Genomic DNA, 25,072 nt, shown 5'->3' on the forward strand with positions numbered 1-25,072 from the left:
ACCCGCAGCGTATTTTTCTATAGTAGCCGCGCCAATCGATTACCGAACGCAAACACTCCGAGTGGACTCGCCGGGAGAAGCGATCTGCCACTGATCTACGAGCCCGTACACACGAATTGCCACCGATTCGTACTTGTAGCTTCTGTTTTGGCGAGCCGAGTGCGAGGAGCTGTCATCCCGTCCGCGTTCGCCGTCGAAGGAGCGACGGACACCGTCGCTCGCCGACGCGAGAGAAACGGGAAGAGTCGGCGTCAGTCCTCGAGGACGATCTCGATGCTGACGTCGTTCGGCACCTGAATGCGCATCAGCTGGCGCAGCGCCCGTTCATCGGCGTCGATGTCGATGAGACGCTTGTGGACGCGCATCTCCCAGTGCTCCCACGTCGCGGTACCCTCACCGTCGGGCGACTTGCGCGTGGGCACCTCGAGCGTCTTCGTGGGCAGCGGGACTGGCCCCGACAGGTTGACGCCGGTCTTGTTCGCGATCTCGCGGACGTCGCCACAGATGTTGTCGAGGTCCGACGGGCTGGTTCCCGCGAGCCGGACGCGTGCCTGCTGCATTTATCGCTCGTTGACGCTGAGGACCTTGCCGGCCGCGATGGTCTGGCCCATGTCGCGCACGGCGAAGCTCCCGAGCTCGGGGATCTCCGAGGACGGCTCGATGCTGAGGGGCTTCTGCGGACGGACCGTGACGACCGCGGCGTCGCCGGCCTGGATGAAGTCCGGGTTCTCCTCGGCGACCTCGCCGCTGGCCGGGTCGAGTTTCTTGTCGATGGACTCGATGGTACACGCGACCTGCGCCGTGTGGGCGTGGAAGACCGGCGTGTAGCCCGCGGTGATGACCGACGGGTGCTGCATCACGACGACCTGGGCCTGGAACGTCTCGGCGACGCTCGGCGGGTCCTCGGCGGGACCACAGACGTCACCGCGGCGGATGTCGTCCTTGCCGATACCGCGGACGTTGAACCCGACGTTGTCGCCGGGGCCGGCCTGCGGGACCTCCTCGTGGTGCATCTCGACGGTCTTGACCTCGCCGCTCACGTCCGAGGGCTGGAACGAGACGTTCATGCCCGTCTCGAGGATGCCCGTCTCGACGCGGCCGACGGGGACGGTACCGATGCCCGAGATGGTGTAGACGTCCTGGATGGGCAGGCGCAGCGGCGCGTCCGTGGGTTCCTGGGGCTCCGGGAGGTTGTTGAGGGCCTCGAGGAGCGTCGGGCCGTCGTACCACGGCGTGTTGTCGCTGGCTTCGGAGACGTTGTCGCCCTCGAAGGCGGACGTCGGGACGAAGCTCGCGTTGTCCGTGTCGAAGCGGACCTGCTTGAGCAGTTGCTTCACGTCGTCGACGACGGAGCGGTACTCGTCCTCGCTGTAGTCGACGAGGTCCATCTTGTTGACGGCGACGATGAGTTCGCCGATGCCGAGCGTCCGCGCCAGGAAGACGTGCTCCTGGGTCTGGGGCGCGACACCGTCGTCGGCGGCGACGACGAGGACGGCGTTGTCGGCCTGGCTCGCCCCCGTGATCATGTTCTTCACGAAGTCACGGTGGCCCGGACAGTCGACGATGGTGAAGTAGTACTCGTCGGTGTCGAACTCCTGGTGGGCGATGTCGATGGTGACCCCGCGCTCGCGCTCCTCGGCGAGGTTGTCCATCACGTAGGCGAACTCGAAGCCGCCCTTGCCCTTCTCTTCTGCTTCCTCTCGGTACTGCTCGATGACGTGCTCGGGGACGCTCCCGGTCTCGAAGAGGAGGCGCCCGACCATCGTACTCTTCCCGTGGTCGACGTGGCCGATTACGGCCAAATTCTGGTGCGGTTTGTCGCTCATTGATAGCTCACGCGCAAAGGCGCTGTGGGGAAAGCTTTCGACTGAATCGGATAAAACGATTTCGAAAAGCTATACCGACCACCCCGCCGCCGTATAGCGGTTTGGCACGCGCTACCACGATTCGTCGTCTGGCGGGCGACTCGCCGGGCGCGCGAGGGTAGCGTAGGACACGCCTGGCGGGCGACCCCGCCAGGACTCACTCCAGCGGCGGGAGTCGCCCCACGTCCGAGAACACGGCCGTCGCCGTCTCGGGGCCGCCCGCGCCGCGCCCGCTGACGTTCAGTCGGCCGGCGTGGTTCGTCTCCAGCTGGACGATGTTGCGCGTCCCGGAGACGGCGAGCGTCCCGTGTTCGGGGATGAGGCGCGGGCCGACGCGCACCCTGTCGCCGACGACCTCGCCGATGAGGCGGATGGTGCGGCCGTCCTCGGCGGCGAGTTCGAGCGCTTCACCCGGGACGTCGGTGATGCCCGTCACGTCCGCGTCGTCGAGGGTGTACCCGCCGTCGCCGAGGACGTTCGCGAGGATGACGCACTTCAGCGCGGCGTCGGTCCCCTCCACGTCGAAGGAGGGGTCGGCCTCCGCGACGCCGAGGTCCTGTGCCTCCGCGAGGACGTGTTCGTAGTCCAGGCCTTCGGCGGCCATCCTGGTGAGTATGAAGTTCGCCGTCCCGTTGAGCACGCCCCGTGCCGCCGTCACCTGGCCGGGACCGGCGTCGGCGATGGTCGACAGCACCGGGATGGCCCCGCCGACCGTCGCCTCGAAGCGCACGCTCCCCGCGCTCTCGCGTTCGGCGGCGCGCACGTCGTCGTAGCGCTCGGCCACCGGTCCCTTGTTGGCGAGGACGACGTGACGGTCGCGTTCCAGCGCGCTCACGACGTGTCCGAAGCCCGGTTCCGCCGACCCGAGCGTCGTCGGCGTCGCCTCCACGAGCACGTCGTAGTCGGCCTCCAGGGCCGCCTCGGGGTCGTGTTCGCCGACGCGACCGGTGTCGTCCTTCGTCGCCAGCGCCGCCTCGACGTCGACGCCCTCCCCCACCGCCGCCGAGGAGGAGTCCGCGAGCGCGACGACGTCGTGGCCGTACTCGCCGGCCAGGTCGGCGACGGCGCGGCCGACCGCGCCCGCACCGACGACGGCGAGCCTCATTGCGCACCTCCGGGGGTGAGCGGCTCGATGACCGTCAACCCCTTCTCCGCGGCCAACTCGCGCACCGTCAGGAGGACGCTGTCGGCCTCGCCGGTCTCGGTCGCCAGCCTGAGGCGGGCGCTCGACCGGTCACCGGTCCCGTTGGCCGCCGTGAGGGTGACGTCGGCGACGGAGGCGTTCGTACACTTCTCCATCCGCGAGAGGGTGTCCGAGAGGTCCGTCTCGACGAGGTCGCCGACGAGCAGGACCGTGAGTTCCTCGCCGTAGCGTTCCGCGCCCGCCTGGATGACGTTCACGCCGGCGTCGCGGAGCGACGCTACTATCCGCTCGAAGCGCTCGGGGGTCGCCTCCAGGTCGACCTCGACCGGGATGTGCCCCCGGGGGGTGAGGTTGCCGCGCTCGTGGAATATCGAGAGCAGGTTGCCGCCGCCGTCCGCTATCGGAGCCAGGGCGTTCAGCAGTTCGCCCGGCTCGTCGACGAGTTCGAGGCGCACCGTGTACGACCGAACCACGTCGTCGCTCATCGCTTCCACCGCCGCAGGGGGTCCGCGCGGCTCATTGGCGTCTGCAAGCGACGGAAGGTTAAGAAGCCTCACGCTTCCGCGAAGCGTTGCCGGTGTCCGTCAGTGGAGGTCGATGTCGGCGGAGGAGTCGGCGCGCTCGAAGGCGACTTCGAGGATGCCGTTCTTGAACGTGGCCGTCGCGGAGTGCTCGTCGACGCGCACCGGGAGCCGGAGGCGCTCCTCGTACTCGCGGTAGTCGGTGGCCGCGGCGACGGTGAGCGTCCGCCCGTCGCACTTGATGTCGATGGCGTCCTTCTCGACGCCCGGGAGGTCGGCGATCACGTAGACGTGCTCGTCGTCCTGCTGGGTGGTGATGTGGACGTCGTCGCCGAAGCCGGAGTCGTTGCCCTGGACGCGCATGCCCACGTCGTCGCCCATCACGTCGTTCATCATCCGACTGAGTTCACGAAAGATGTCGTCGAAGGGGTCCCTGTCGTCCCTGTCACGAGGTCCCATGTTGGTACCCACGGCCCCTCGTCGCAAAAGCCTTCTGTCCACCGGGGTCGCGCGCCGTCGGTCGGACCCGGACGGGACGTCTCCGTCCGCTCAGAGGCCGACGCCGAGGGCGTCGTTCGTGCGCTCGATGCTCTCGTCGGCGTCGGCCGCGCCGAGGACGGCCCGGACCGCGTCGACGTTCTCGGGGACGACGTCGGACTCCTGGTGGATGGCCTGGAAGAGGTAGAGGTCGTCGTCCTCCACCGAGACGGACTCCTCCCAGACGCAGTTCTCCCAGATGTCGCCGCGCGGACGCCCACGGTCCATCGCGTACTCCTTCAGTTTGCCCGCCCCGTCGATGTCGAAGCGTTCGGGGACGAGGAACAGCCGCGACTCCCCGGCGAGCAGGTCGCGGACCGCCTCGGCGGTTGGCACCTCCTCCAGCTGGACGTTGACGCTGTGAGTGTGCATGAGCGTCGCGGGCACCTTCATCCCGAGCGTGTCGATGTTGAGGTCCGGGAAGATGGTGTTGACGTCGGGGCCGTGGTGGGAGGGGAGCGTGACCGGGTTCGGGAGGATGTCGTTTATCGGGCCGCGACCGGTCTGGCCGGGGTCGCCGCCGCGGCGGACGAGCGTCACGCGCGCCTTCTTCACGCCGTAGGTCTCCTGGAGGGGCGCGAGCAGGCGCGAGAGCCCGGTCGTGTTACAGGAGACGACGCGGACGTGGTCGGCGTCCGCCGCCTCGCTGTAGTTGGCGCGGGCGTTGAAGCTCACGTCCACCAGGTCCGCGCTCTCGCCGCCCTGGTAGAGCGCGGGGGTGTCGTACGCCTCGTACATCGCCTTGTTCTCCGCGCCGATACCCGAGGGGCAGGCGTCGACGACCACGTCGGCCGCCTCGACGAGTTCCTCGACCCCGCCGGCGACCTCGATGCCGGCCTCCTCGAACCGCGGCAGGCGCTCCTCGATGGCGGCGTACAGCGGATAGCCCTTCTCGACGGCCGTCTCCGCCTCGAAGTTCGGCCGCGTCTTCGCCACGCCGACGACCTCCATGTCGGGCTGGAGGGCGACCGCGTCCGCGACGCGCTTCCCGATGGTGCCGTAGCCGTTGATGCCGACTTTGATCATTCCTACTCGCCCGTCCCGCATCGACGGGGATAATTATTGCGTGAGTACCGCCGCGCTGGCCGAGTTATTCACTCGTCTTCGAGTCCTATTTTTTCTGACACCGGGACGGCAAGGACTAACGACCCCACCCTCGAAGCCCACGACATGGACGACGACGACGCCCTCGCCGCGGCCGCACGGACGGCCATCGCGCAGTGCATGAACCTCGGGTCGGACGACACGTTCCTCGTCGTCACCGACGACGAGCGCGAACGCATCGGGGAGGCGCTGCTCGACGCCGCCCGCGGCGTGACGGAGGACCTCGCCATCGTCCGCTACCCGCCGGGCGACCAGCACGGTGAGGAGCCACCGCGGTCGGTGGCGGCGGCGATGCGCAACGCCGATGTCGTGCTCGCGCCGACGACCAAGAGCCTGAGCCACACGCGCGCTCGCAGTCAGGCGACGGCCTCCGGCGCGCGCGCCGCGACCCTCCCCGGCATCACCGAGGAGGTGTTCACGACGGGCCTCGACGCCGACTACGAGGCCATCGCCGACAACTGCCGCGAGATATACGAGCAGGTCGCGGGCGCGGAAGAGATTCGCGTCACCGCCCCCGCCGGCACGGACATCACGTTCGCCCCCGGCGAGCGGGCCTGGCTCCAGGACACGGGCATCGTCCACGGGCCGAGCGAGTTCTCGAACCTGCCGGCCGGCGAGACGTTCGTCAGCCCCGAGGACGCGAACGGGACGTACGTCGTCGACGGGACGATGATGCCCTACGGCCTGCTGGACGGTCGGACGCTGACGTTCGAGGTGGCGGACGGCCGGGTCACGCACATCGACGACGACGAGGTGCGCGCGCAGGTCGAGACGGCCGCCGAGGACGTCGGCGACGACGCCTACAACCTCGCGGAACTCGGCATCGGCGCGAACGTCGCCGTCACCGACCTGATGGGGAGCGTCCTGCTCGACGAGAAGGCCGCGGGGACGGTCCACGTCGCCCTCGGCGACGACGCGGGCATCGGGGGAGCCATCGAGGTGCCCATCCACCTCGACGGTATCATCACCGAGCCGACGGTGTACGCCGACGGCGAGGAGATAGACCTCCCGGGTCCGTAGCGAGTCGGGAGGCGGGTGCGCGTCGCCCTCGCACGCCGAACGCGGAGGAACGGGCCTTTAACGACCGACCGAGTAGGGCGGGTATGAGTCAACCAGGCCAGCAGGTCGCCGTCGCGTGTCCGGCGTGTTCGCCGGACGTCGAGACGGTCCACGAGGTGCTCTCGCCGGGCGGGACGCCGACCGTCCGCTGCACCGAGTGTGGTCACACGCACAAGACCGAACTCGAGGAGGAACGCACCGTCGAGCGCGACGTCATCGTCTCCCAGGACGGGGAGTCGTTCAAGACGCGCGTCGAGGCGCCCGCCGAGGAGACGGTCGCCGCCGGCGAGGAGTTCATCGTCGACACCGACGAGGCGCTCATGACCGTCCGCATCACCAGCCTCGAAGTCGGCGAGGAGCGCCGCTCGAAACTCGCCCGCGTCGAGGAGGTGGAGACGTTCTGGACACGCGCGGTCGACAACGTCCACGTCCCCGTCACGCTCAACCCGAAGGAGGGGGGTCGCGACGACACCCGGAGTCTCAAACTGCTGCTCCCCGGCGACCAGGAGTTCGTCGTGGGGCAGCGCGAGACCTTCGGCGACGAGGAGTTCACCGTGAAGTCCATCCGTATCCGCGACGACGCCCGCGGCTACGACTTCTGGCAACTCGACCACGACGGCGACAGCGCCGTCGCCAAGGACGTGAAGCGCGTCTACGGCGACGACGAGACGAGCGACGCCTGGTCCGCCTGGTAAACCCGCGAACTGAGCGCCTTTTACCCGTCGCCGCCGAACGCGAGCCATGCCGACACAGGACCGGCGCGAGGGGACCGACCGCGAACTGCTCTTGCTCCTGACCGCGCGCCGGACGGGCGTCCTCGACGCGCTGACGACGTCGACCGGCACTGCCGGGGGCGTCGCGCGCGAGACCGGCGTCGAGGAGCGCGCCGCTCGCCTCGTCTGCGAGGCGCTCGACGAACGGGGCTTCCTGCGACGGGTCGGCGGCGAGTACCAGCCGACGAATCGCCTGCTCGGCTTCCTCGCGAAGACCGACATTCGCTCCATCGGACGGCGCCCGCACGAACTCGACGCGCTGGAGGCGTGGCTCGCGCTCCCGGACACGATGCGGACGGGTGAGGCTCCCGCGCGCCCGCCGGACTGGACGGCCAACGCGCTGGGTTCGCGGGCCGCCCGCGACGAGGCCGCCGTCCGCGCGGCCGTGACCGCCGCGGTCCACCGCGCCCCGCGTGCGGAGCGAGTCCTCGCGCTCGCGGACGGCCCCGGGCGCCACGCCGTCGAGTTCGCTCGACGAGGGTACGACGTGACGCTCCTCGACGCACCCGACGTCGTCGACGCGGTGGCACCCGCACTGGAACACGAGGCCGTCACCCTCGTCGCGGGCGACCCCCTCGCGGGCGACTACCCCGACGCGGGCCTCGTGTTCGCCGAGGGGCTGCTCACGCGGTACGACGGGGAACACCTCGAACGGGTGTTCGCCGCGACGCGGGCGGCGCTCCCGGTGGGCGGTGCGGCCGTCTTCGTCGGCGCGGTGCGCGGCGAGACGCCGGGCGCGACCCTCCGGGCGCTCGACGCGTACGCCACCCGCGCCGAGGGCCGTGCGCACGCGGCGGGGGACCTGACCGACCGGCTGGCGGACGCGGGGTTCGACGCCGAGGTCGGCGAGGTCCCCGGCCTCGCCGAGCGCGCCGTCGCCGGCCGGGCAGTTGATTAACCTCCGTCTCGGAGGGCGGATATGGACCGGACGGTGCTGCGTGAGGACATGGTCGACAGCCTCCAGTACGAGGCCAAGGGGTTCGTCAGGAGCGACGCCGTCGGCCTCGCCATGCGCACCGTCCCCCGCCACGAGTTCGTCGCCGAGACGGAGGACGCCGCGTACGCCGACCGGACGCTCGAACGCCTCGGGACGCGCGTCCTCTCGCCCAGCACGGCCGCCCGCCTGCTGGAGGCACTCGCGCCCGAGCCGGGCGACTCGACGCTGGTCGTCGGCGTCGGCGTCGGCTACACGGCGGCCGTCGTCGCCGAGATCGCCGGGCAGGACGTGGTGCAGGGCGTCGACATCTCGCGACGCCTCGTCTACGAGGCGCGCGACAACCTCGACCGCGCCGGCTACGGCGGCGTCCTCGTCGACCGCCGCGACGGCATCCACGGTCTGGCCGAGTACGCCCCCTACGACCGCGTCCTGGTGGAGGCGGCGGCCGTCGAACCGCCGCGCGCGCTCGTCGACCAGCTGGCCGACGACGGCCGCCTCGTCATGCCGCTGGGCGCGAGCGAGCAGTCGCTGGTCGCCGTCGACGCCGACGGCGAGGTGACCGACCGCTTCGGTCCCGTCGCGTTCGCGCCGATGCTCGTCGAGGGCGAGCAGGCCGACACCGTCGAGCGCAACCGCACCGTCCGCGAGGACCGCGAGTTCGCCCAGCGCAACACGCACGGCCGACGCGGCTGGGAGCAGGACTGGATCGACTGGGACAGCTACTGACACCTGCCGAAGTCGCCGGGGCTATGTACCCCAGTCCCCCATCCTCCGACCGTGACCGACGCACCAGACATCGGCGAACTGAACCCGGCGGACCGCACGCTCATGGGCCCGGGACCGAGCGACGTCCACCCGCGCGTCCTGCGCTCGATGGCGACGCCGCTGGTCGGCTACCTCGACCCCTCCTTCGTCGAGGTGATGAACGACGTCCAGGAGGGTCTCCGGTACGTCTTCCGGACGGACAACGAGTACACCCTCGCCGTCTCCGGGACGGGGTCGGCCGCGATGGAGGCCGCCTTCGTCAACCTCGTCGAACCGGGCGAGACGGTGCTCGTCCCCTCGAACGGCTACTTCGGCGGCCGGATGGGCGAGATGGCCGAGCGCGCCGGCGGCGACGTCGTCACCGTCGACGCGCCGTGGGGCGAACCGCTCGACCCCGCGGACGTCGAGGCGGCGTTCGACGAACACCAGCCGACGGTCCTCGGCTTCGTCCACGGCGAGACCAGCACCGGCGTCCGACAGGGTGACATCGACGAGTTGACCGACATCGCCCACGCGCACGACGCCTACGTCGTCGCCGACACCGTCGCCTCCCTCGGCGGCGTCGAGTTCCGCACCGACGAGTGGGACCTCGACCTCGTCTACTCGGGGTCCCAAAAGTGCCTCTCGGCGCCGCCGGGCGCGAGCCCGCTGACCCTCTCCGACCGGGCGATGGAGAAGGTCCGGAACCGCGAGACGCGGCCGAACTCCTGGTACCTCGACCTCGAGGGGCTGTGGAGCTACTGGGGCGACGACCCGCAGTACCACCACACGGGCATGACCTCGACGCTCTACGCGCTGCGCGAGTCGCTCCGCATGGTCGCGGAGGAGGGCGTCGAGGCGGGGTGGGCGCGTCACCGCCGGATGGCCGGCGCGCTGAAGGCGGGCGTCGAGGCGATGGGCCTCGAACTGCTCCCCGCCGACGAGCACTGGCTCCCGAGCCTGAACGCCGTGCGCATCCCCGGCGCGGCCGACGGCGACGCGCTCACCACACACCTCCTCGAGGAGGAGGGTATCGAGATAGCCGGCGGCCTCGGCGACCTGGCCGGCGAGGTGGTCCGCGTCGGCTGCATGGGCCACTCCGCGCGCCCCTCGAACGTCCTCCGGACGGTCGGGGCACTCGGCCGCGCGCTGGAGGTCCAGGGCGTCGACGTCGACACCGACGCGGGCGTCGCGGCGACGAACCGCGAACTCGGCGAGTGAGTCACTCGCGTATCACCAGCACCGCGGTGTTCTCCCGGCGGTCGACGTACTCGCTTCCCGCCGGCGGTTTCACGTCGAAGGTGACCGTCCCGTCGGCCTGATTCGGTCCCAGTTCGGGCGCGAGCGAGAGCGTCGCGATACCGTCCGTACCCGTCCGCGCCGTCTCCACGCCGTCGAGGCTGGCACTCCCGGCGCGCGCGACGACGGTCGCGTCGGCCACCGGTTCGCCGTCGGCGGTGACGACGCGCACGTCCACGTCGCTCGGCCCCGGCGAGACGACCTCCGGTCGCGGCTCCGTGTCGAGTTCCGTGACGGCCAGCCCGTTCACCCCCGACAGCATGTTCATCATGATGCTCAGCGTGGCGACGCCGACGACCAGCGCGACGACGAGGCGGATGGGGAGGCCCTCGATGGCGCGGTCGTCGTCGCGGAACCGGTCGAACTGGTCGGGGAGTTCGAAACGCATGGGGGCGCTGGTCCCGCCATCGCACTTGAACGCTCGGCCGAAGGTTCATATTCGAACCCGGGACCAGCGCCCCCATGACGGTCCTCGGACGGGAGTACGACGGCGGGCCCACCGGCCACCTCGGGGCGTACCGGGCGCGCGACGGGAGCGACGGGAGCCGCGTACTGCTGGACCTTGACGGCCCGCACGCCGCGCTCGTCGTCGGCAAGCGGGGGTCGGGGAAGTCCTACACGCTCGGCGTCCTCGTCGAGGAGGCGGCGCGGGTCGACGGCCTCGCGCCGGTCGTGCTCGACCCGATGGGGGCGTTCACCACCCTCGACGCGGACCCGGTCGGCGCACGGGTCGTCCGACCGCGGGTCCGGGCCGACGCGCTCGCGCCGCGAGCGTGGTGCGACCTGCTCGGCCTCGACCCGACCACGGCGACGGGAGCGCTCGTCTGGCGGGCGGCCGCACGCGCCGACACGCTGGCGGGGATGTGCGCGTTCGTCGAGGGCGCCGACGCGGCGGGGGCGACGCGGCGCGCCGCGGCGAACCACCTCGCGCTCGCCGACTCGTGGGACGTCTTCGGCGACGCGCCGACGCCGTTCGACGGACGAGCGACCGTCCTCGACTGCTCGGGATACGACCGCGCGGCGACGAACGCCGTCTGCCGCGCGGTAGCGAGTCGGTGTTACCGCGACCGGGTCGAGGGGACGACCGACCGCCACCCGTGGCTGTTCGTCGACGAGGCGCACGTCCCCTTCGCGGGCGTGGCGGCGCCGGCGCTCCGCCGGCTGCTCACCCGGGGACGACAGCCCGGCGTCAGCCTCGTCGTCGCCACCCAGCGCCCGAGCGCCCTCCCGCCCGTCGTCGCCTCGCAGTCCGACCTCGTCGTGATGCACCGGCTGTCGAGTCGTGCGGACCGCGAGGCGATGCGCGCCGTCCGCCCCGCGGCCGTGCGTGGGACGCTCGACGAGCGGATGCCGACGGCCCCCGGGGAGGCGCTGGTGGTCGACGACACGAGCGAGCGCCTCCACGCCGTCCGGGTGCGTGAGCGCGAGACGCCCCACGGCGGCGAGAGTCCGCGCCTCTCGTCACCTCGCTGAGCCTCCAATCCCTATGGTGGTGGGGGGAGAGTGAGGGAGTATGTACGACAGCATCCTCGTGCCGACCGACGGGAGCGACCACGCCGAGGCCGCCGTCGACGAGGCGCTCGACCTCGCCGCGGAGACGGGCGCGACGCTCCACGTGCTGTACGTCCTCGACGTCCGGGAGCTCAGCACGCTCCCCGAGGAACAGTGGCTGTCCGTCGAGGAGGCGCTCGACGACGTCGGCGACCGGGCCGTCGGTCGAGTGGAGGAACGCGCCGAGGAGGTGGGAGTGTCGGTCACCACCGCCGTCGAACCCGGTATCCCGAGCGAGACCATCGTCGACTACGCCGGGGACAACGACGTCGACCTCGTCGTGATGAGCACCCACGGCCGGACCGGCCTGAGCCACCTCCTCCTCGGGAGCGTCGCGGAGAAGGTGGTCCGCCGGTCGCCCGTCCCGGTGCTCGTCGTCCGTCCGGAAGCGGAGGAGGAGTAGTCGAGGCTCAGCCGAAGACGACCCACGCGAACCCCACCGCGCCCAGCGCGGCGAGGAGCGTACCGAACGCGTTGGCGAACGCCCGGAGGCGGTCACCGCCGGCCCACAGTTCGACCGTCTGGACGGAGAACGAGGAGAACGTCGTGAACGAACCGCAGGCGCCCGTCCCGAGCGCGAGCAGCAGGTCGTCGCCCGCGCCGGCGAACGTGAGCGCGCCGAGGACGAAGCTCCCGAGGACGTTCACGAGCACGGTCCCGAGCGGGAGCCCCTCGACGTCGACGGCCTCGGTGACGAGGTAGCGGGCGACGGCGCCGAGCACGCCACCCAGCCCGACGAGCTGGGCGGGGTCGAGCGCGACCATCAGACGGACCTCCCGTGGTTCTCCCCTCGTCCCGCGTCGAGCGCCCGGGCGGCGTGCGCGCCGACGACGGCCCCGGCGAATCCCAGCGCGTAGGAGAGGGTGACGTTGGCGAGCATCCAGACGGGTGACCCGAGCAGCGCCGTCTCGACGGCGAACGTGCTGTAGGTGGTGAACGACGAGAGGAAGCCCGAGCCGAGGACGACGCGCGTCTCGGCCGCGAGGTACCCGCTGTGGGTCGCCTCGGTGAGGAGGAACCCGAGGGCGATACTCCCGAGGACGTTCACGACGAGCGTTCCGGGCGCGTCGGGGACGAACACGCCGACGAGGTAGCGGGCGTTCGCCCCGACGAACCCGCCGACGGCGACGAGCGCGAGCGATTCGAGTTTCGAGAGTGGGTGCGGTGCGGACATGGAAAGGGAGGAGGAGTCGTGAGCGAGGCGGACTCCGTCGCCCGAACGCCGAGTGTGACACCGCGTGACGGTAAAGGCGTTCCGTGCGACAGCGCTGGGCCAGCGGCGTGGACTCGTTCGCGATCTCGCCCTCACAGTGACCGTCGCCACGAGCGCCGACTTCGTGACGCCCATCGGCTCCCAGACAGACCTCCTCGTCTACGGACCGGGCGGCTATCGCTTCACCGATTACGTCCACGTCGGCGCACCTCCGCAGTTGCTGCTGTCGGTGACGTCGACCCTCGGTATCGCGCCGCTGTGGGGCTGTAGGGTCACGTGAACGGGGGTGTGGGCAGCCGACACGCTTTTTTACTGTTCGTATGAGATAGGATATATGTCGACGACGGCGAAGCGCGCGCTGGGCGCAGCGGTGGTGACGCCGCTGGTGGGGGTCGCGGTGCTGGAGTGGTACGGATACGACTTCCCGTGGCTCTCGGAGGCGGCATCGGGCGTCGCGATGGTGAGCGCCGTCGTCGCGCTCGTGCTGGTGGGGTTCGGGTTGTATCGGGGGAGAGAGTAGCCGTATCCGCGCTAGTTATCGTCACGCAGACTCCGTAACCGCACCCAGACGCGTTGGTACGTCTCCCTGTGCCTCGGGAACGACGTCGCTCACCGTGTCCAGTCTGGTCAGGCCATCTAGTCCTCGCTGTCGGCGAAGCTCACGAATCGCTCGACGACGGGACGCCTCGCTCGGAACGTGAGTTCGACAGAAGCGCCCGAGGCGGGATTTGAACCCGCGTCACGACCGTGACAGGGTCGTATGATGGGCCACTACACCACCCGGGCAGAGTGCGCAATACCTGCTTCCCGCCGGGTTCATTTAACCCTTTCCAAACGACCCGCCGCAAAGCGTATGATACCGCGGAACGCACCGATGGGTACATCAGTGGCCCCGACCAACCGGCGGCGTGAAGCGGCCCGTCGGACCGCTCTTCCGGCGTAGCGAGAGCGCTGCGACTCGGACTTAGTAAGCGTTATGTGGACAGGCCGAATAACGCGCTGTAGTATCTCGTGATAGCCTTCTCGACCGTCAGGAGCCACCCATGGTAGATGCAAGCCAACACAACCTCGTGCCGGAGCACACCATCGTCGACGACGAGGAAGTCGACGAAGTGCTCGCCGAGTACGACATCGACCGTACCGACTTACCGAAGATCAAGCGGCGGGACCCCGCGCTACGGGGGGAGGACGCCGACGTGGGGGACGTCGTCCGCATCGAACGCGACTCGCGAACCGCAGACGTGGCAATCGTATATCGACTCGTGATAGAATGAACAGGCAAGACCGACGCGTCATCTCTCGGGAGTACTTCTCGCGCGACCGCCTCGCCGAACACCACTTTCGCTCGTTCAACGGCTTCCTCGAGCGGGGGATGCAGGAGGTCGTCGAGGAGAAGGGCACCATCGACACGGACATCGGCGACAAGGAGGGCCAGGAACCCGTCTACGTCGAACTGGGCGACGTCCGGGTGACGACGCCGCGCGTCCGGGAGGCCGACGGGAGCGAGGAGTTGCTCTACCCGCAGGAGGCCCGCCTCCGGAACATCACCTACTCCGCGCCGGTGTTCATGGAGATGAGCATCGTCCGCGGCGGGAAAGAGGAGGAGGAACACGTCGTCGACCAGGCCGAGACGAAGGTCGGGCGCATGCCCATCATGGTCGGCTCGAACAAGTGTAACATCGCCGGCTTCTCCGACGAGGAACTCGTCGAGATCGGCGAGGACCCCGCCGACCCCGGCGGCTACTTCATCGTCAACGGTTCCGAGCGCGTGCTGATGACGAGCGAGGACCTCGCGCCGAACAAGATCCTCGCCGAGTACGACACGCGCTACGGCGACGAGATTCAGGTGGCGAAGACGTTCAGCCAGCGCCGCGGCTACCGGGCGCTGGTGCTCTGTGAGCGCAACCGCAGCGGCATCCTCGAGGTGTCGTTCCCCTCGGTGTCGGGGAGCATCAACTTCGTCACGCTCGTCCGGGCGCTCGGCCTCGAATCCGACGAGGAGATCGTCCACCGCGTGAGCGACGACCCCGAGGTCGTGAAGTTCATGCTGGAGAACCTGGAGGCCGCGGAGGTCCAGTCGACCCCGGAGGCCATCGAGGCGCTCGGCAAGCGCGTCGCCAGCGGCCAGGGGAAGAACTACCAGCTGAAGCGGGCGAACTACGTCGTCGACCGCTACCTCCTGCCGCACCTCCACGAGGAGGGCATCGACGAGGAGAAGATTCGCATGAACAAGGCGTACTACCTCTGTCGGATGGCCGAGGCGTGCTTCGAACTCGCGCTCAAGCGCCGCGACTCCGACGACAAGGACCACTACGCCAACAAGCGCCTGAAGGTCAGCGGCGACCTGATGCGCGACCTGTTCCGGACGGCGCTGAACAAACTGGCGCGCGACGTGAAGTACCAGCTCGAGCGCGCGAACATGCGCAACCGGAACCTCACCGTGAGCACGGTCGTCCGCTCGGACGTGCTCACCGAGCGCCTCGAACACCCCATCGCGACGGGCAACTGGGTGGGCGGTCGCTCGGGCGTCTCCCAGCTGGTCGACCGGACGGACTACATGGGCGTCCTGTCGCACCTGCGTCGGCTCCGCTCGCCGCTGTCGCGGAGCCAGCCGCACTTCGAGGCGCGTGACCTGCACGCCACGCAGTGGGGGCGCATCTGTCCCTCCGAGACCCCCGAGGGGCCGAACTGCGGCCTCGTGAAGAACTTCGCGCAGGCCATGGAGCTCTCCCAGAACGTCGAGGACGAGCGCGGGCTGAAGCGCGAACTCGCCACGATGGGCGTCGAGGGGATGCCGGGTATCGAGACGTTCGAACAGCAGCCAGCGGACGACTAACATGAGTCAGGCACGAGACGCGAAAGTCTACGTCAACGGCAGTCTGGTCGGTACCCACCCCGACCCCGAGAAGCTCGCGAGCGACATCCGGCAGGCGCGCCGTCGCGGCGACGTCAGTTCGATGGTGAACGTCTCCGTCAAGGGGCGTACCGGCGAGGTCATCATCAACGCGGACGCGGGGCGAGCCCGTCGGCCGCTCATCGTCGTCGAGAACGGCGAGCCGCTCCTCACCGACGAGGACGTCGAGGCGCTCGAGGCGGGGCAGATCGAGTTCCACGACCTCGTGGAGACGGGCGCCATCGAGTTCATCGACGCCGAGGAGGAGGAGGACATCTACGTCGCGGTCGACGAGGACGACCTCACGACCGACCACACCCACCTCGAGATCGACCCGCAGCTCATCTTCGGTATCGGCGCCGGGATGATTCCGTACCCGGAGCACAACGCCAGCCCGCGCATCACGATGGGGTCGGGGATGATCAAGCAGTCGCTCGGCCTGCCGAGCGCGAACTACCGCATCCGCCCCGACACCCGCCAGCACCTGCTGCACTACCCGCAGCTCTCGATGGTCAAGACCCAGACCACGGAGCAGATCGGGTTCGACGACCGCCCGGCGGCGCAGAACTTCGTCGTCGCCGTGATGAGCTACGAGGGGTTCAACATCGAGGACGCGCTCGTCCTCAACGGCGGGTCGGTCGACCGCGCGCTCGGGCGCTCGCACTTCTTCCGGACCTACGAGGGCGAGGAGCGACGCTACCCCGGCGGCCAGGAGGACCGCTTCGAGATGCCCGACGACGAGGTGCGCGGCGCGCGCGGCGAGGAGGCGTACACCCACCTCGACGAGGACGGCCTCGTCAACCCCGAGACCGACGTCGACGAGAACGACGTCCTCCTCGGGAAGACCTCCCCGCCGCGGTTCCTCGAGGAACCCGACGACATGGGCGGGCTCTCCCCCCAGAAGCGCCGCGAGACGAGCGTGACGATGCGCTCGGGCGAGAACGGCACCGTCGACACGGTGACGCTCATGGAGGGCGAGGACGGTTCGAAGCTCTCGAAGGTCTCGGTCAGGGACGAGCGCATCCCCGAACTCGGGGACAAGTTCGCCTCCCGGCACGGCCAGAAGGGCGTCATCGGCCACATCGCCCCCCAGGAGGACATGCCCTTCACGCAGGAGGGGGTCGTCCCGGACCTCATCGTCAACCCGCACGCGCTCCCCTCGCGCATGACGGTGGGTCACGTCCTGGAGATGCTGGGCGGGAAGGTCGGCGCGCTGGAGGGACGGCGCGTCGACGGGACCGCCTTCCAGGGCGAGGACGAGGCGGAACTGCGCGACGCCCTGCAGGACCACGGCTTCGAGTCCTCGGGCAAGGAGGTCATGTACTCCGGCGTCACCGGCGAGAAGATCGAGGCCGAGATCTTCGTCGGCATCATCTTCTACCAGAAGCTCTACCACATGGTCTCGAACAAGATTCACGCGCGCTCGCGGGGGCCGGTCCAGGTGCTCACCCGCCAGCCGACGGAGGGGCGCGCCCGCGAGGGCGGCCTGCGCGTGGGTGAGATGGAACGCGACGTGCTCATCGGTCACGGCGCGGCGATGGCGCTCAAAGAGCGCCTGCTCGACGAGTCCGACCGCGAGTTCATCGACGTCTGTGGCAACTGCGGGATGACCGCCGTCGAGAACGTCGAGCAACGGCGGGTCTACTGTCCGAACTGTGGCGAGGAGACGGACATCCACGAGCTCGAGATGAGCTACGCGTTCAAACTCCTCCTCGACGAGATGAAGGCGCTCGGCATCGCCCCGCGCATCGAACTGGAGGACGCGGTCTAATACATGAGTGTAAACCAGTCACCCAAGGAGATCGGGTCCATCAGCTTCGGGCTGATGAACCCCGAGGAGTATCGAGACATGTCCGCGACGAAGGTCATCACCGCGGACACGTACGACGACGACGGGTTCCCCATCGACATGGGGCTGATGGACCCCCGACTGGGCGTCATCGACCCCGGGCTGGAGTGCAAGACCTGCGGGAAGCACTCCGGGTCGTGTAACGGGCACTTCGGGCACATCGAGCTGGCCGCGCCGGTCATCCACGTCGGGTTCTCGAAGCTCATCCGACGGCTGCTGCGCGGCACCTGTCGGGACTGCTCGCGCCTCTGTCTCACGGAGGAGGAGCGCGACGAGTTCCGCGACCGTCTGGAGCGCGACCGCCAGCTCGGTAACGACCTGAACAACGTGACGAAGGCGGCCATCCGTCAGGCGCGCAAGAAGTCGCGCTGTCCGCACTGCGGCGGCAAGCAGTACGACATCAACCACGAGAAGCCGACGACCTACTACGAGGTCCAGGACGTCCTCTCGGCGGACTACGCCGAACGCATCGCCGCCGCGATGGAGGGGCGCGCCCTCGAGGAGGAGGACCCCGAGGACGTCGACCGCGAGCCGATGTCGCCCGTCGACCTCGCGGAGAAGACGGACATCGACAGCTCGCGCATCAACGAGATCATCTCCGGGGAGTTCCGCCCGCGCCCCGCCGACCGCGAGTCCATCGAGAAGGCCCTCGGCATCGACCTCACCGAGGAGGACATGAACAAGCTGATGCCGAGCGACGTCCGCGACTGGTTCGAGGACATCCCCGACGAGGACCTCCGCGTGCTCGGCATCGACGAGGAGCGCTCGCGCCCCGAGTGGATGATACTGACCGTGCTCCCGGTACCGCCAGTGACCGCGCGACCCTCCATCACGCTCGACAACGGGCAGCGCTCCGAGGACGACCTCACGCACAAGCTGGTCGACATCATCCGCATCAACCAGCGGTTCATGGAGAACCGCGAGGCGGGCGCGCCACAGCTCATCATCGAGGACCTGTGGGAGCTGCTCCAGTACCACGTGACGACGTTCATGGACAACGAGATCTCGGGCACGCCGCCGGCCCGCCATCGCTCCGGACGGCCGCTGAAGACGCTCAGCCAGCGCCTGAAGGGCAAGGAGGGGCGGTTCCGCGGCTCGCTCTCGGGCAAGCGCGTGAACTTCTCCGCTCGCACGGTGATATCGCCGGACCCGACGCTCTCGCTGAACGAGGTCGGCGTCCCCGACCGCGTGGCGACGGAGATGACCCAGACGATGAACGTCACCGAGCGCAACCTGGAGGAGGCGCGCCGGTACGTTCGCAACGGCCCGGAGAGCCACCCCGGGGCGAACTACGTCAAGCGCCCGGACAACCGACGGCTGAAGGTGACCGAGAAGAACTGCGAGGAGCTGAGCGAGAAGGTCGAGGCCGGCTGGGAGGTCAACCGCCACCTCGTCGACGGCGACATCGTCATCTTCAACCGACAGCCCTCGCTGCACCGCATGTCCATCATGGCCCACGAGGTCGTGGTGATGCCGTACAAGACCTTCCGGCTGAACACGGTCGTCTGCCCGCCGTACAACGCCGACTTCGACGGCGACGAGATGAACATGCACGCCCTCCAGAACGAGGAGGCGCGCGCCGAGGCGCGCGTGCTCATGCGCGTGCAGGAGCAGATTCTCTCGCCGCGCTTCGGCGGGAACATCATCGGCGCCATCCAGGACCACATCAGCGGGACGTACCTGCTGACCCACGAGAACCCGCGGTTCAACGAGACGCAGGCGCTCGACCTGCTCCGGGCGACCCGCGTCGACGAACTGCCCGAGGCGGACGGCGAGGACGAGGCGGGCGTCCCCTACTGGACCGGCCGCACCATCTTCACCGAACTGCTGCCCGACGCGCTGAACCTGGAGTTCACCTCCTCGGCGGGCGACCCCGTCGTCATCGAGGACGGCGTGCTGGTCGAGGGGACGGTCGACGAGGACGCGGTCGGCGCGTTCGGCGGCGAGATCGTCGACACCATCTGCAAGCAGTACTCGACGACGCGTGCCCGGATGTTCATCAACGAGGTGGCGTCGCTGGCGATGCGCGCCATCATGCACTTCGGGTTCTCGGTCGGCATCGACGACGAGTCGGTGCCCACGGAGGCCGAAGAGCAGATCACGGAGGCCATCGACAACGCCTACGACCGCGTCGAGGAGCTCATCCGGACGTACGAGGCGGGCGACCTGGAGAGCCTGCCCGGTCGGACGGTCGACGAGACCCTCGAGATGAAGATCATGCAGACCCTCGGGAAGGCCCGCGACAGCGCGGGTGACATCGCCGAGGAGTACCTGGAGGAGGACAACCCGGCGGTCATCATGGCCCGCTCGGGGGCCCGCGGCTCGCTGCTCAACCTGACCCAGATGGCCGGCTGTGTCGGCCAGCAGGCGGTTCGGGGCGAGCGCATCAACCGCGGCTACGAGGACCGCACCCTCAGCCACTACCAGCCCAACAACCTGTCGGCGGACGCCCACGGCTTCGTGGAGTCGTCGTACCGGTCCGGCCTCGGCCCGCGGGAGTTCTTCTTCCACGCGATGGGCGGCCGCGAGGGGCTGGTCGACACGGCGGTGCGCACCTCGAAGTCCGGCTACCTCCAGCGACGGCTCATCAACGCGCTGTCCGAACTGGAGACGCAGTACGACGGGACGGTGCGCGACACGAGCGACACCATCGTCCAGTTCGAGTTCGGCGAGGACGGCACCAGTCCGGTGACCGTCTCCTCGTCGGCCGACAACGACATCGACGTGGACGACATCGCGACCCGCGTGCTCGACGCCGAGTTCGAGGACGAGGGCGACGCGTTCCTCGAGGACCAGGACCGACAGACGAACCTCTCCGAACAGATGGACAGCATGGCGCTGGGTGACGACTGAAATGGCGACAGTGGACAACGAGACGAAGGCGGTCGTCGAGGGGACGGACCTCCCCCGACGGCTCAAGGACGAGGTGTATCGCGTCGTCGACGAGAAGGGCGTCTCCGACACGGAGACCGTCGAGGAGATAGCCGCGCGCGTCGAGCGCCGGTATCTCGACACCCGCGTCGACCCGCTCGACCCCGTGGGGACCGTGAGCGCGCAGTCCATCGGGGAGCCGGGGACGCAGATGACGATGAACACGTTCCACTACGCGGGCGTCGCCGAGATCGACGTCACGCAGGGGCTCCCCCGGCTCATCGAGCTGGTGGACGCCCGCAAGACGCCGAACACCCCGATGATGACGGTCTACCTCGAGGACGAGTTCGCGGTCGACCGCGAGCGCGCCCACGAGGTCGTCTGGAAGGTGGAGGCGACGCGCATCCTCGCGCTCGGTGACGTCTCGACGAACGTCGCGGACATGCTCGTGCGCATCGACCTCAACGAGGAGACGCTCGACGAGCGCTGGCCGACCGTCGAGGCGACGGAGGACATCACCGCGGAGGTCGCCGCGACCATCGAGAGCGAACTCGGCGTCGAGACCGCCCGGCCGGAGCCGACGGTCGTCGAGTTCGGCCCCGAGGAGCCGAGCTACCGCGGCCTCCTCCAGCTGGTCGAGGAACTGCGCGACATCGTGTTCAAGGGCATCGACGAGGTGTCGCGCGTCGTCATCCGCAAGGAGGCGACCGACGAGGGGGGCGAGGAGTTCGTGCTCTACACCGAGGGGTCGGCCTTCGGCAAGACCCTCGAGATAGAGGGCGTCGACGCCTCGCGGACGACGTGTAACAACATCCACGAGGTCCACCGCCAGCTGGGCATCGAGGCGGCCCGCGAGGCCATCATCGAGGAGACGATGAACACGCTCGAAGAGCAGGGGCTGGGCGACGTGAACATCCGCCACCTGATGCTCGTCGCGGACATCATGACCAACCGCGGGGAGATCGAGTCCATCGGCCGCCACGGCATCTCCGGCAACAAGGACTCGGTGCTCGCCCGTGCGGCGTTCGAGGTGACGGTCAACCACCTCCTCGACGCCGCCATCCACGGCGAGATAGACGACCTCGACGGCGTGACGGAGAACGTCATCGTCGGCAAGCCAATCCGCCTGGGGACGGGCGACGTGAACCTGCGGATGGGGACCGTCGACCGCGACGCCGTCGACGCCGACGCGGACTGAGCGATGCGCGTCACCCTCTCGGACCGGGCGCGGCGGTTCATCGCGCTGTTCGAGGACGTCACCGACGTCGCCGCGCGCGACTGCATCGTCGACGACGACGAGGACCGGGTCGTCTACCTCGTCCCGCCCGGCGAGATGGGCAAGGCCATCGGGCCGGACGGCTACCACGTCGAGCGGGTCGAGGAGCGCCTCGGCCGGCGCGTCGAACTGGTCGAGGACGCGGACACGCCGGAGGCGTTCGTCGCCAACGCGCTCGCGCCCGCGGCGGTGTACAACGTCACCGTCAGCCGGAACCGCGACGTCGTCGCGTACGCGGAGGTCGCGCACGAGGACCGGGGGGTCGCCATCGGGACGGGCGGGCGGAACATCGAGCGGGCGCGGACGCTCGCGCGACGCCACTACGACATCGACGACGTCGAGTTGACCTGAGGCTCGGCGTGCGAGCGGACGGGAGGGCTCGACTGCTCGGTTCTACCGCCTGCGCCGGCGGGTTCAGAACGCGCGCTTGACCAGCGTGACGACCACCGCGAGGACGGCGACGACGGCGGTGAGGAGCGCGAAACTGAACGCGATGCCGACGAGCACGTTGTTCATCGCGGTGTCGTTCAGAACGCCGAACTCCATGAGCAACTCGATGAAGAGGCCGACGGCGACCATCAGGGCGATGGCACCCGCGACGCGGAGGGCGATACCGGAGAACAGTCCGCCCGTCGTCTGGTCGGCGGTCGGGCGGCTCACCCCGTCGGGGGCGTCGGGGTCGGTCGAGGCCGATGCGTTTGCCATGTCAGCCGTATTACCACGGACGTACATGAGACTTCGGGGATACGTCGGCGCGTGCGAACACTCCGCACGTCGAGGAGGAGGCGTGAAACCGGTGCACACGGCCCGAACGCGGGTCGGGCCGAAAGGGGAGTCTTAAGTAGCTCGGATAGGTACCGAATGGTACTATGGCGAACGGCAAGTACGCCGCGCGGAAGCTCAAGAAGGACCGCCAGAACCACCGGTGGTCCGACTCTGAGTACGCGCGACGCGCCCGCGGGCTCGGCAAGAAGTCCGACCCGCTCGAGGGCGCTCCGCAGGGTCGAGGTATCGTCCTGGAGAAGGTGGGCATCGAGGCGAAGCAGCCCAACTCCGCCATCCGGAAGTGTGTCCGCGTCCAGCTCATCAAGAACGGGAAGCAGGTCACCGCGTTCTGCCCCGGCGACGGCGCCATCTCGTTCATCGACGAGCACGACGAGGTCACCATCGCCGGTATCGGCGGGGCGAAGGGTCGCGCGATGGGCGACCTCTCCGGCGTGAACTACAAAGTCGAGAAGGTAAACGGCGTCTCGATGATCGAACTGGTGCGCGGCAACGCCGAGAAACCGGTGCGCTGAGATGAGCGAGAGCGAAGCCCCCGAACCCGAGGAACCGGAGGGGACGGAGGACGAAGAGGAGAGCGTCGACGCCCTGCTGTTCACGAAGTGGGACGTCTCCGACGTCACCTACGCGGACCCCTCGATGGAGCGCTACATCACCGTCACGCCCATCGCCCACACGATGGGTCGGCACGCCGGCAAGCAGTTCAAGAAGTCCGAGATCAGCATCGTCGAGCGGCTCACCAACCGCCTGATGCAGACCGAGGAGAACACCGGCAAGAAGCAGAAGACGCTGAAGATCGTCCGCGAGGCGTTCGACATCGTCCACGACCGCACGGAGGAGAACCCCGTGCAGGTGCTCGTCTCGGCCATCGAGAACGCCGGCCCGCGCGAGGAGACCGTCCGCCTCAAGTACGGTGGCATCTCGGTCCCGAAGGCGGTCGACGTCGCCCCGCAGCGCCGGGTCGACCAGTCGCTGAAGTTCATCGCCGAGGGCACCCACAGCGCGTCGTTCAAGACGTCGACCTCCGCCGCGGAGGCGCTGGCCCAGCAGCTCATCGGCGCCGCCGACTACGACGTCCAGACGTACGCCATCAACCAGAAAGAGGAGAAAGAGCGCGTCGCGGCCGCGGCCCGGTAACCTCTCTCCCTCTCCGCGCGGTCCCGCTCAGGGACGCCACGTTTTCGGCGCGTCCCGTCCCGTGTTCCCCCACGCAGCGTACCGCCTGCAGCGTGTTTTTACCCCTGGCGCGAGTAGGTCGACGGGATGACCGACCTGAACGACGCCGTCCTGGACGAGGCCGAGCATCGCGGCAAGTACCTGTTGCCGCGCGAACTCCTCACGATGGTCGAGTACCACCACGGGGAGGGGACGCCCGGCGTCGACCGCGAGCACTTCGTCGCGTACACGGAGGCGCTCGACGAACGGACGGACGCCATCGACCACGAGACGTTCGAGTCCACCCTCGACGACCAGCTCACGGACGAGGAGTCCTGGGTCGACGAGGAGGCGGTGTACGAACTGCCCTCGGGTCGCATCAGCGCCTACCCGGCCCGGTTCCACGAGACGCTCGCGGGGTCGAACGACCCCCGGGCCTACCTGCGGTTCCTGCAGGCCGACAGCTCGTTCGAACCGAACACCACCGGCACCACCACCGGCGTCCCAGAGGGCCAGCTCGTCGACGTCATGAGCGTCGTCGGGCACGTGACCCCCGACGAGGCGAAGGCCGCCATCGAGCGCCTCCGGGAGGAAGGCGAGGTCGTCGAGGACGCGGACCAGCACCCCGACGCCAACGTCTACCTCGACGAGCAGACAGAGTACGACCGCGAGGAGATGGTCGACAAGGAGTGAGCGGTCAGTCCGCCGCCTGTCCCGTCTCGACGGCGTACTGGTGGGTGACGTCGACGAGCGCCTTGCGGTACTCGCTCTCGTCGGGGTCGTCGACGAGCGTCTTGAAGCGGTGTTTGAACCGTTCGATGGAGACGCCCGGTGCGTCGTCGGCCGCGGCGTGGGCGAGGTCGTAGAGGCGGTGGTCCGGGGTGAGCAGGTCGTGGCGCTCACAGAGCGCGAGGGCGAACGCGGCGTTCACCGCCGTGATGTCGGGGTCGGCGGCGGGGGTGAGGCGCTGCCAGCGCGGCGGGTCGTGCGGGCGGTCGGCCAGCGCGGTGGCGAGACTCGCCTCCAGGAAGGCCACGAGTTTGTCCGCCGGCGCCACCGAGAGGGTGATGTCGTCGGCGTAGATGTCCTTCATGTGGTTCGCGATCTGGTAGCAGTGCGTCAGTTTGCGGCGCTCGACGCGCCGGCCGGCGAGCGCGAGGTAGAGCGCCTCGGCGGTCGACTGCGTGTGTGAGGGGTGGGCCTCCTCGTTGCGCCGCATGTGGGCGTACTCGTGGAGGGCGAGTTCGCGAGCCATCGCGCTGGTGGCGGCCTGCGCGGAGATGTTGAGGACGTGGTGGTCGGGGTAGTGACCCGTCCACGTCCGTTCGTCGGGGTCCCGTCGGATACGGACGCGCACCGGCATCGAGAGGTCGTACTCCGTCTCGAAGAGGTCCTGTGCGCCGAGAAACGGTTCCGCCGGGCCGCGACCCAGTACTCGAACGTCCATGCGTACTCCTACCACGACCGGCGGCTGTATGACTCTTGTGACGGCGCGGGC

28 protein-coding genes, 1 tRNA gene and 1 pseudogene are annotated in these 25,072 nt (G+C 69.1%); 18 read left to right on the forward strand and 12 right to left on the reverse strand.

Going from position 1 to position 25,072, the window contains the following annotated elements; translation table 11 throughout:
• Positions 1-251 precede the first annotated feature (251 nt).
• From rpsJ to P1Y20_RS09055, 6 genes are all read right to left on the reverse strand, one after another.
• A complete protein-coding gene (rpsJ, locus tag P1Y20_RS09030; RefSeq protein ID WP_304448337.1) occupies positions 252-560 on the reverse strand; it encodes a 30S ribosomal protein S10 in 309 nt (102 codons plus the stop codon).
• A complete protein-coding gene (gene tuf / locus P1Y20_RS09035; protein ID WP_304448338.1) occupies positions 561-1,826 on the reverse strand; it encodes a translation elongation factor EF-1 subunit alpha in 1,266 nt (421 codons plus the stop codon).
• A 196-nt stretch (positions 1,827-2,022) separates the two neighbouring features.
• Entirely contained in the window at positions 2,023-2,970 is a 948-nt protein-coding gene (locus P1Y20_RS09040) for a homoserine dehydrogenase (RefSeq protein WP_304448339.1), read from the reverse strand.
• Positions 2,967-3,494 (reverse strand): amino acid-binding protein, encoded by a 528-nt coding sequence (locus tag P1Y20_RS09045; protein WP_304448340.1) that lies wholly within the window; start codon positions 3,492-3,494, stop codon positions 2,967-2,969. Before P1Y20_RS09045 ends, P1Y20_RS09040 begins: the two co-directional genes overlap by 4 nt.
• 99 nt (positions 3,495-3,593) lie before the next feature.
• A complete protein-coding gene (locus tag P1Y20_RS09050) occupies positions 3,594-3,989 on the reverse strand; it encodes an Hsp20/alpha crystallin family protein (RefSeq protein WP_304448341.1) in 396 nt (131 codons plus the stop codon).
• 90 nt (positions 3,990-4,079) lie between these two features.
• On the reverse strand, positions 4,080-5,093 hold the full coding sequence (locus tag P1Y20_RS09055; protein WP_304448342.1) for a type II glyceraldehyde-3-phosphate dehydrogenase: 1,014 nt from the start codon (positions 5,091-5,093) through the stop codon (positions 4,080-4,082).
• Positions 5,094-5,237: 144 nt separating this feature from the next.
• Between P1Y20_RS09055 and P1Y20_RS09060 the strand changes: the two genes are divergently transcribed.
• From P1Y20_RS09060 to P1Y20_RS09080, 5 genes are all read left to right on the forward strand, one after another.
• Entirely contained in the window at positions 5,238-6,191 is a 954-nt protein-coding gene (locus P1Y20_RS09060; RefSeq protein WP_304448343.1) for an aminopeptidase, read from the forward strand.
• Positions 6,192-6,274: 83 nt separating this feature from the next.
• Positions 6,275-6,925 (forward strand): HVO_0476 family zinc finger protein, encoded by a 651-nt coding sequence (locus P1Y20_RS09065; protein WP_304448344.1) that lies wholly within the window; start codon positions 6,275-6,277, stop codon positions 6,923-6,925.
• 46 nt (positions 6,926-6,971) lie between these two features.
• The gene (locus P1Y20_RS09070; protein WP_304448345.1) at positions 6,972-7,901 is read left to right on the forward strand and encodes a methyltransferase; all 930 of its coding nucleotides are present in this window, start codon (positions 6,972-6,974) and stop codon (positions 7,899-7,901) included.
• A gap of 21 nt (positions 7,902-7,922) precedes the next feature.
• Positions 7,923-8,666, forward strand: coding sequence for a protein-L-isoaspartate O-methyltransferase family protein (locus P1Y20_RS09075; protein ID WP_304448346.1), 744 nt, complete (start codon positions 7,923-7,925; stop codon positions 8,664-8,666).
• Positions 8,667-8,717: 51 nt separating this feature from the next.
• Entirely contained in the window at positions 8,718-9,905 is a 1,188-nt protein-coding gene (locus P1Y20_RS09080) for a pyridoxal-phosphate-dependent aminotransferase family protein (RefSeq protein ID WP_304448347.1), read from the forward strand.
• Between the two features lies 1 nt (position 9,906).
• Here the strand turns inward: P1Y20_RS09080 and P1Y20_RS09085 are convergent, their stop codons facing one another.
• Positions 9,907-10,371, reverse strand: a complete 465-nt coding sequence (locus tag P1Y20_RS09085) for a DUF7382 domain-containing protein (protein ID WP_304448348.1) — start codon at positions 10,369-10,371, stop codon at positions 9,907-9,909.
• 74 nt (positions 10,372-10,445) lie between these two features.
• Here P1Y20_RS09085 and P1Y20_RS09090 point away from each other — a divergent pair, with 74 nt between their 5' ends.
• Both P1Y20_RS09090 and P1Y20_RS09095 read left to right on the forward strand, forming a co-directional pair.
• Entirely contained in the window at positions 10,446-11,456 is a 1,011-nt protein-coding gene (locus P1Y20_RS09090; protein WP_304448349.1) for an ATP-binding protein, read from the forward strand.
• 40 nt (positions 11,457-11,496) lie between these two features.
• Positions 11,497-11,937, forward strand: coding sequence for a universal stress protein (locus P1Y20_RS09095; protein WP_304448350.1), 441 nt, complete (start codon positions 11,497-11,499; stop codon positions 11,935-11,937).
• A 7-nt stretch (positions 11,938-11,944) separates the two neighbouring features.
• Here the strand turns inward: P1Y20_RS09095 and crcB are convergent, their stop codons facing one another.
• Positions 11,945-12,298 (reverse strand): fluoride efflux transporter CrcB, encoded by a 354-nt coding sequence (gene crcB / locus P1Y20_RS09100; protein ID WP_304448351.1) that lies wholly within the window; start codon positions 12,296-12,298, stop codon positions 11,945-11,947.
• A complete protein-coding gene (locus P1Y20_RS09105; protein WP_304448352.1) occupies positions 12,298-12,708 on the reverse strand; it encodes a fluoride efflux transporter FluC in 411 nt (136 codons plus the stop codon). Before P1Y20_RS09105 ends, crcB begins: the two co-directional genes overlap by 1 nt.
• Before the next feature lie 127 nt (positions 12,709-12,835).
• Here P1Y20_RS09105 and P1Y20_RS09110 point away from each other — a divergent pair.
• Positions 12,836-13,027: pseudogene (locus tag P1Y20_RS09110) on the forward strand (SLC13 family permease); the annotation flags it as partial.
• Between the two features lie 54 nt (positions 13,028-13,081).
• Positions 13,082-13,267, forward strand: coding sequence for a hypothetical protein (locus tag P1Y20_RS09115; protein ID WP_304448353.1), 186 nt, complete (start codon positions 13,082-13,084; stop codon positions 13,265-13,267).
• 193 nt (positions 13,268-13,460) lie between these two features.
• Here the strand turns inward: P1Y20_RS09115 and P1Y20_RS09120 are convergent.
• Positions 13,461-13,533, reverse strand: a tRNA-Asp gene (locus P1Y20_RS09120).
• A gap of 257 nt (positions 13,534-13,790) precedes the next feature.
• On the opposite strand from P1Y20_RS09120, the gene P1Y20_RS09125 reads away from it, so the two are divergent.
• The 6 genes from P1Y20_RS09125 to P1Y20_RS09150 are packed head-to-tail and all read left to right on the forward strand — an operon-like array spanning position 13,791 to position 21,987.
• Positions 13,791-14,021 carry a DNA-directed RNA polymerase subunit H gene (locus P1Y20_RS09125; RefSeq protein ID WP_304448354.1) on the forward strand — a complete coding sequence of 77 codons (231 nt, stop codon included), beginning with the start codon at positions 13,791-13,793 and terminating at the stop codon, positions 14,019-14,021.
• On the forward strand, positions 14,018-15,583 hold the full coding sequence (locus tag P1Y20_RS09130) for a DNA-directed RNA polymerase subunit B'' (RefSeq protein ID WP_304448355.1): 1,566 nt from the start codon (positions 14,018-14,020) through the stop codon (positions 15,581-15,583). The genes P1Y20_RS09125 and P1Y20_RS09130 overlap by 4 nt, the downstream gene beginning before the upstream one ends.
• A 1-nt stretch (position 15,584) precedes the next feature.
• The gene (rpoB, locus tag P1Y20_RS09135; protein WP_304448356.1) at positions 15,585-17,411 is read left to right on the forward strand and encodes a DNA-directed RNA polymerase subunit B; all 1,827 of its coding nucleotides are present in this window, start codon (positions 15,585-15,587) and stop codon (positions 17,409-17,411) included.
• Between the two features lie 3 nt (positions 17,412-17,414).
• Complete coding sequence (locus tag P1Y20_RS09140; RefSeq protein WP_304448357.1) at positions 17,415-20,342, forward strand: DNA-directed RNA polymerase subunit A'; 2,928 nt, start codon at positions 17,415-17,417, stop codon at positions 20,340-20,342.
• A 1-nt stretch (position 20,343) separates the two neighbouring features.
• The gene (rpoA2, locus tag P1Y20_RS09145; protein ID WP_304448358.1) at positions 20,344-21,558 is read left to right on the forward strand and encodes a DNA-directed RNA polymerase subunit A''; all 1,215 of its coding nucleotides are present in this window, start codon (positions 20,344-20,346) and stop codon (positions 21,556-21,558) included.
• 3 nt (positions 21,559-21,561) lie between these two features.
• Entirely contained in the window at positions 21,562-21,987 is a 426-nt protein-coding gene (locus P1Y20_RS09150; protein ID WP_304448359.1) for a NusA-like transcription termination signal-binding factor, read from the forward strand.
• A 63-nt stretch (positions 21,988-22,050) separates the two neighbouring features.
• Here P1Y20_RS09150 and P1Y20_RS09155 read toward each other — a convergent pair whose 3' ends face one another.
• The gene (locus P1Y20_RS09155; protein ID WP_304448360.1) at positions 22,051-22,341 is read right to left on the reverse strand and encodes a hypothetical protein; all 291 of its coding nucleotides are present in this window, start codon (positions 22,339-22,341) and stop codon (positions 22,051-22,053) included.
• A gap of 164 nt (positions 22,342-22,505) precedes the next feature.
• Between P1Y20_RS09155 and P1Y20_RS09160 the strand changes: the two genes are divergently transcribed.
• The 3 genes from P1Y20_RS09160 to P1Y20_RS09170 all read left to right on the forward strand — a co-directional run bounded on the left by P1Y20_RS09160 (position 22,506) and on the right by P1Y20_RS09170 (position 24,267).
• Positions 22,506-22,934 carry a 30S ribosomal protein S12 gene (locus P1Y20_RS09160; RefSeq protein WP_304448361.1) on the forward strand — a complete coding sequence of 143 codons (429 nt, stop codon included), beginning with the start codon at positions 22,506-22,508 and terminating at the stop codon, positions 22,932-22,934.
• Between the two features lies 1 nt (position 22,935).
• A complete protein-coding gene (locus P1Y20_RS09165) occupies positions 22,936-23,556 on the forward strand; it encodes a 30S ribosomal protein S7 (protein WP_304448362.1) in 621 nt (206 codons plus the stop codon).
• Positions 23,557-23,682: 126 nt separating this feature from the next.
• Positions 23,683-24,267, forward strand: coding sequence for a hypothetical protein (locus P1Y20_RS09170; protein ID WP_304448363.1), 585 nt, complete (start codon positions 23,683-23,685; stop codon positions 24,265-24,267).
• A 4-nt stretch (positions 24,268-24,271) separates the two neighbouring features.
• Here the strand turns inward: P1Y20_RS09170 and P1Y20_RS09175 are convergent, their stop codons facing one another.
• The gene (locus P1Y20_RS09175; RefSeq protein WP_304448364.1) at positions 24,272-25,021 is read right to left on the reverse strand and encodes a DUF5781 family protein; all 750 of its coding nucleotides are present in this window, start codon (positions 25,019-25,021) and stop codon (positions 24,272-24,274) included.
• Between the last annotated feature and the right edge of the window lie 51 nt (positions 25,022-25,072).

Source organism: Halomarina ordinaria (genome assembly GCF_030553305.1).
Taxonomy (GTDB): domain Archaea; phylum Halobacteriota; class Halobacteria; order Halobacteriales; family Haloarculaceae; genus Halomarina; species Halomarina ordinaria.

Bases quoted from the DNA above. Each gene is read 5' to 3' on its own strand.
- rpsJ (WP_304448337.1), bottom strand. From the start codon at position 560: ATGCAGCAGGCACGCGTCCGGCTCGCGGGAACCAGCCCGTCGGACCTC.
- tuf (WP_304448338.1), bottom strand. From the start codon at position 1,826: ATGAGCGACAAACCGCACCAGAATTTGGCCGTAATCGGCCACGTCGAC.
- P1Y20_RS09040 (WP_304448339.1), bottom strand. From the start codon at position 2,970: ATGAGGCTCGCCGTCGTCGGTGCGGGCGCGGTCGGCCGCGCCGTCGCC.
- P1Y20_RS09045 (WP_304448340.1), bottom strand. From the start codon at position 3,494: ATGAGCGACGACGTGGTTCGGTCGTACACGGTGCGCCTCGAACTCGTC.
- P1Y20_RS09050 (WP_304448341.1), bottom strand. From the start codon at position 3,989: ATGGGACCTCGTGACAGGGACGACAGGGACCCCTTCGACGACATCTTT.
- P1Y20_RS09055 (WP_304448342.1), bottom strand. From the start codon at position 5,093: ATGATCAAAGTCGGCATCAACGGCTACGGCACCATCGGGAAGCGCGTC.
- P1Y20_RS09060 (WP_304448343.1), top strand. From the start codon at position 5,238: ATGGACGACGACGACGCCCTCGCCGCGGCCGCACGGACGGCCATCGCG.
- P1Y20_RS09065 (WP_304448344.1), top strand. From the start codon at position 6,275: ATGAGTCAACCAGGCCAGCAGGTCGCCGTCGCGTGTCCGGCGTGTTCG.
- P1Y20_RS09070 (WP_304448345.1), top strand. From the start codon at position 6,972: ATGCCGACACAGGACCGGCGCGAGGGGACCGACCGCGAACTGCTCTTG.
- P1Y20_RS09075 (WP_304448346.1), top strand. From the start codon at position 7,923: ATGGACCGGACGGTGCTGCGTGAGGACATGGTCGACAGCCTCCAGTAC.
- P1Y20_RS09085 (WP_304448348.1), bottom strand. From the start codon at position 10,371: ATGCGTTTCGAACTCCCCGACCAGTTCGACCGGTTCCGCGACGACGAC.
- P1Y20_RS09090 (WP_304448349.1), top strand. From the start codon at position 10,446: ATGACGGTCCTCGGACGGGAGTACGACGGCGGGCCCACCGGCCACCTC.
- P1Y20_RS09095 (WP_304448350.1), top strand. From the start codon at position 11,497: ATGTACGACAGCATCCTCGTGCCGACCGACGGGAGCGACCACGCCGAG.
- crcB (WP_304448351.1), bottom strand. From the start codon at position 12,298: ATGGTCGCGCTCGACCCCGCCCAGCTCGTCGGGCTGGGTGGCGTGCTC.
- P1Y20_RS09105 (WP_304448352.1), bottom strand. From the start codon at position 12,708: ATGTCCGCACCGCACCCACTCTCGAAACTCGAATCGCTCGCGCTCGTC.
- P1Y20_RS09115 (WP_304448353.1), top strand. From the start codon at position 13,082: ATGTCGACGACGGCGAAGCGCGCGCTGGGCGCAGCGGTGGTGACGCCG.
- P1Y20_RS09125 (WP_304448354.1), top strand. From the start codon at position 13,791: ATGGTAGATGCAAGCCAACACAACCTCGTGCCGGAGCACACCATCGTC.
- P1Y20_RS09130 (WP_304448355.1), top strand. From the start codon at position 14,018: ATGAACAGGCAAGACCGACGCGTCATCTCTCGGGAGTACTTCTCGCGC.
- rpoB (WP_304448356.1), top strand. From the start codon at position 15,585: ATGAGTCAGGCACGAGACGCGAAAGTCTACGTCAACGGCAGTCTGGTC.
- P1Y20_RS09140 (WP_304448357.1), top strand. From the start codon at position 17,415: ATGAGTGTAAACCAGTCACCCAAGGAGATCGGGTCCATCAGCTTCGGG.
- rpoA2 (WP_304448358.1), top strand. From the start codon at position 20,344: ATGGCGACAGTGGACAACGAGACGAAGGCGGTCGTCGAGGGGACGGAC.
- P1Y20_RS09150 (WP_304448359.1), top strand. From the start codon at position 21,562: ATGCGCGTCACCCTCTCGGACCGGGCGCGGCGGTTCATCGCGCTGTTC.
- P1Y20_RS09155 (WP_304448360.1), bottom strand. From the start codon at position 22,341: ATGGCAAACGCATCGGCCTCGACCGACCCCGACGCCCCCGACGGGGTG.
- P1Y20_RS09160 (WP_304448361.1), top strand. From the start codon at position 22,506: ATGGCGAACGGCAAGTACGCCGCGCGGAAGCTCAAGAAGGACCGCCAG.
- P1Y20_RS09165 (WP_304448362.1), top strand. From the start codon at position 22,936: ATGAGCGAGAGCGAAGCCCCCGAACCCGAGGAACCGGAGGGGACGGAG.
- P1Y20_RS09170 (WP_304448363.1), top strand. From the start codon at position 23,683: ATGACCGACCTGAACGACGCCGTCCTGGACGAGGCCGAGCATCGCGGC.
- P1Y20_RS09175 (WP_304448364.1), bottom strand. From the start codon at position 25,021: ATGGACGTTCGAGTACTGGGTCGCGGCCCGGCGGAACCGTTTCTCGGC.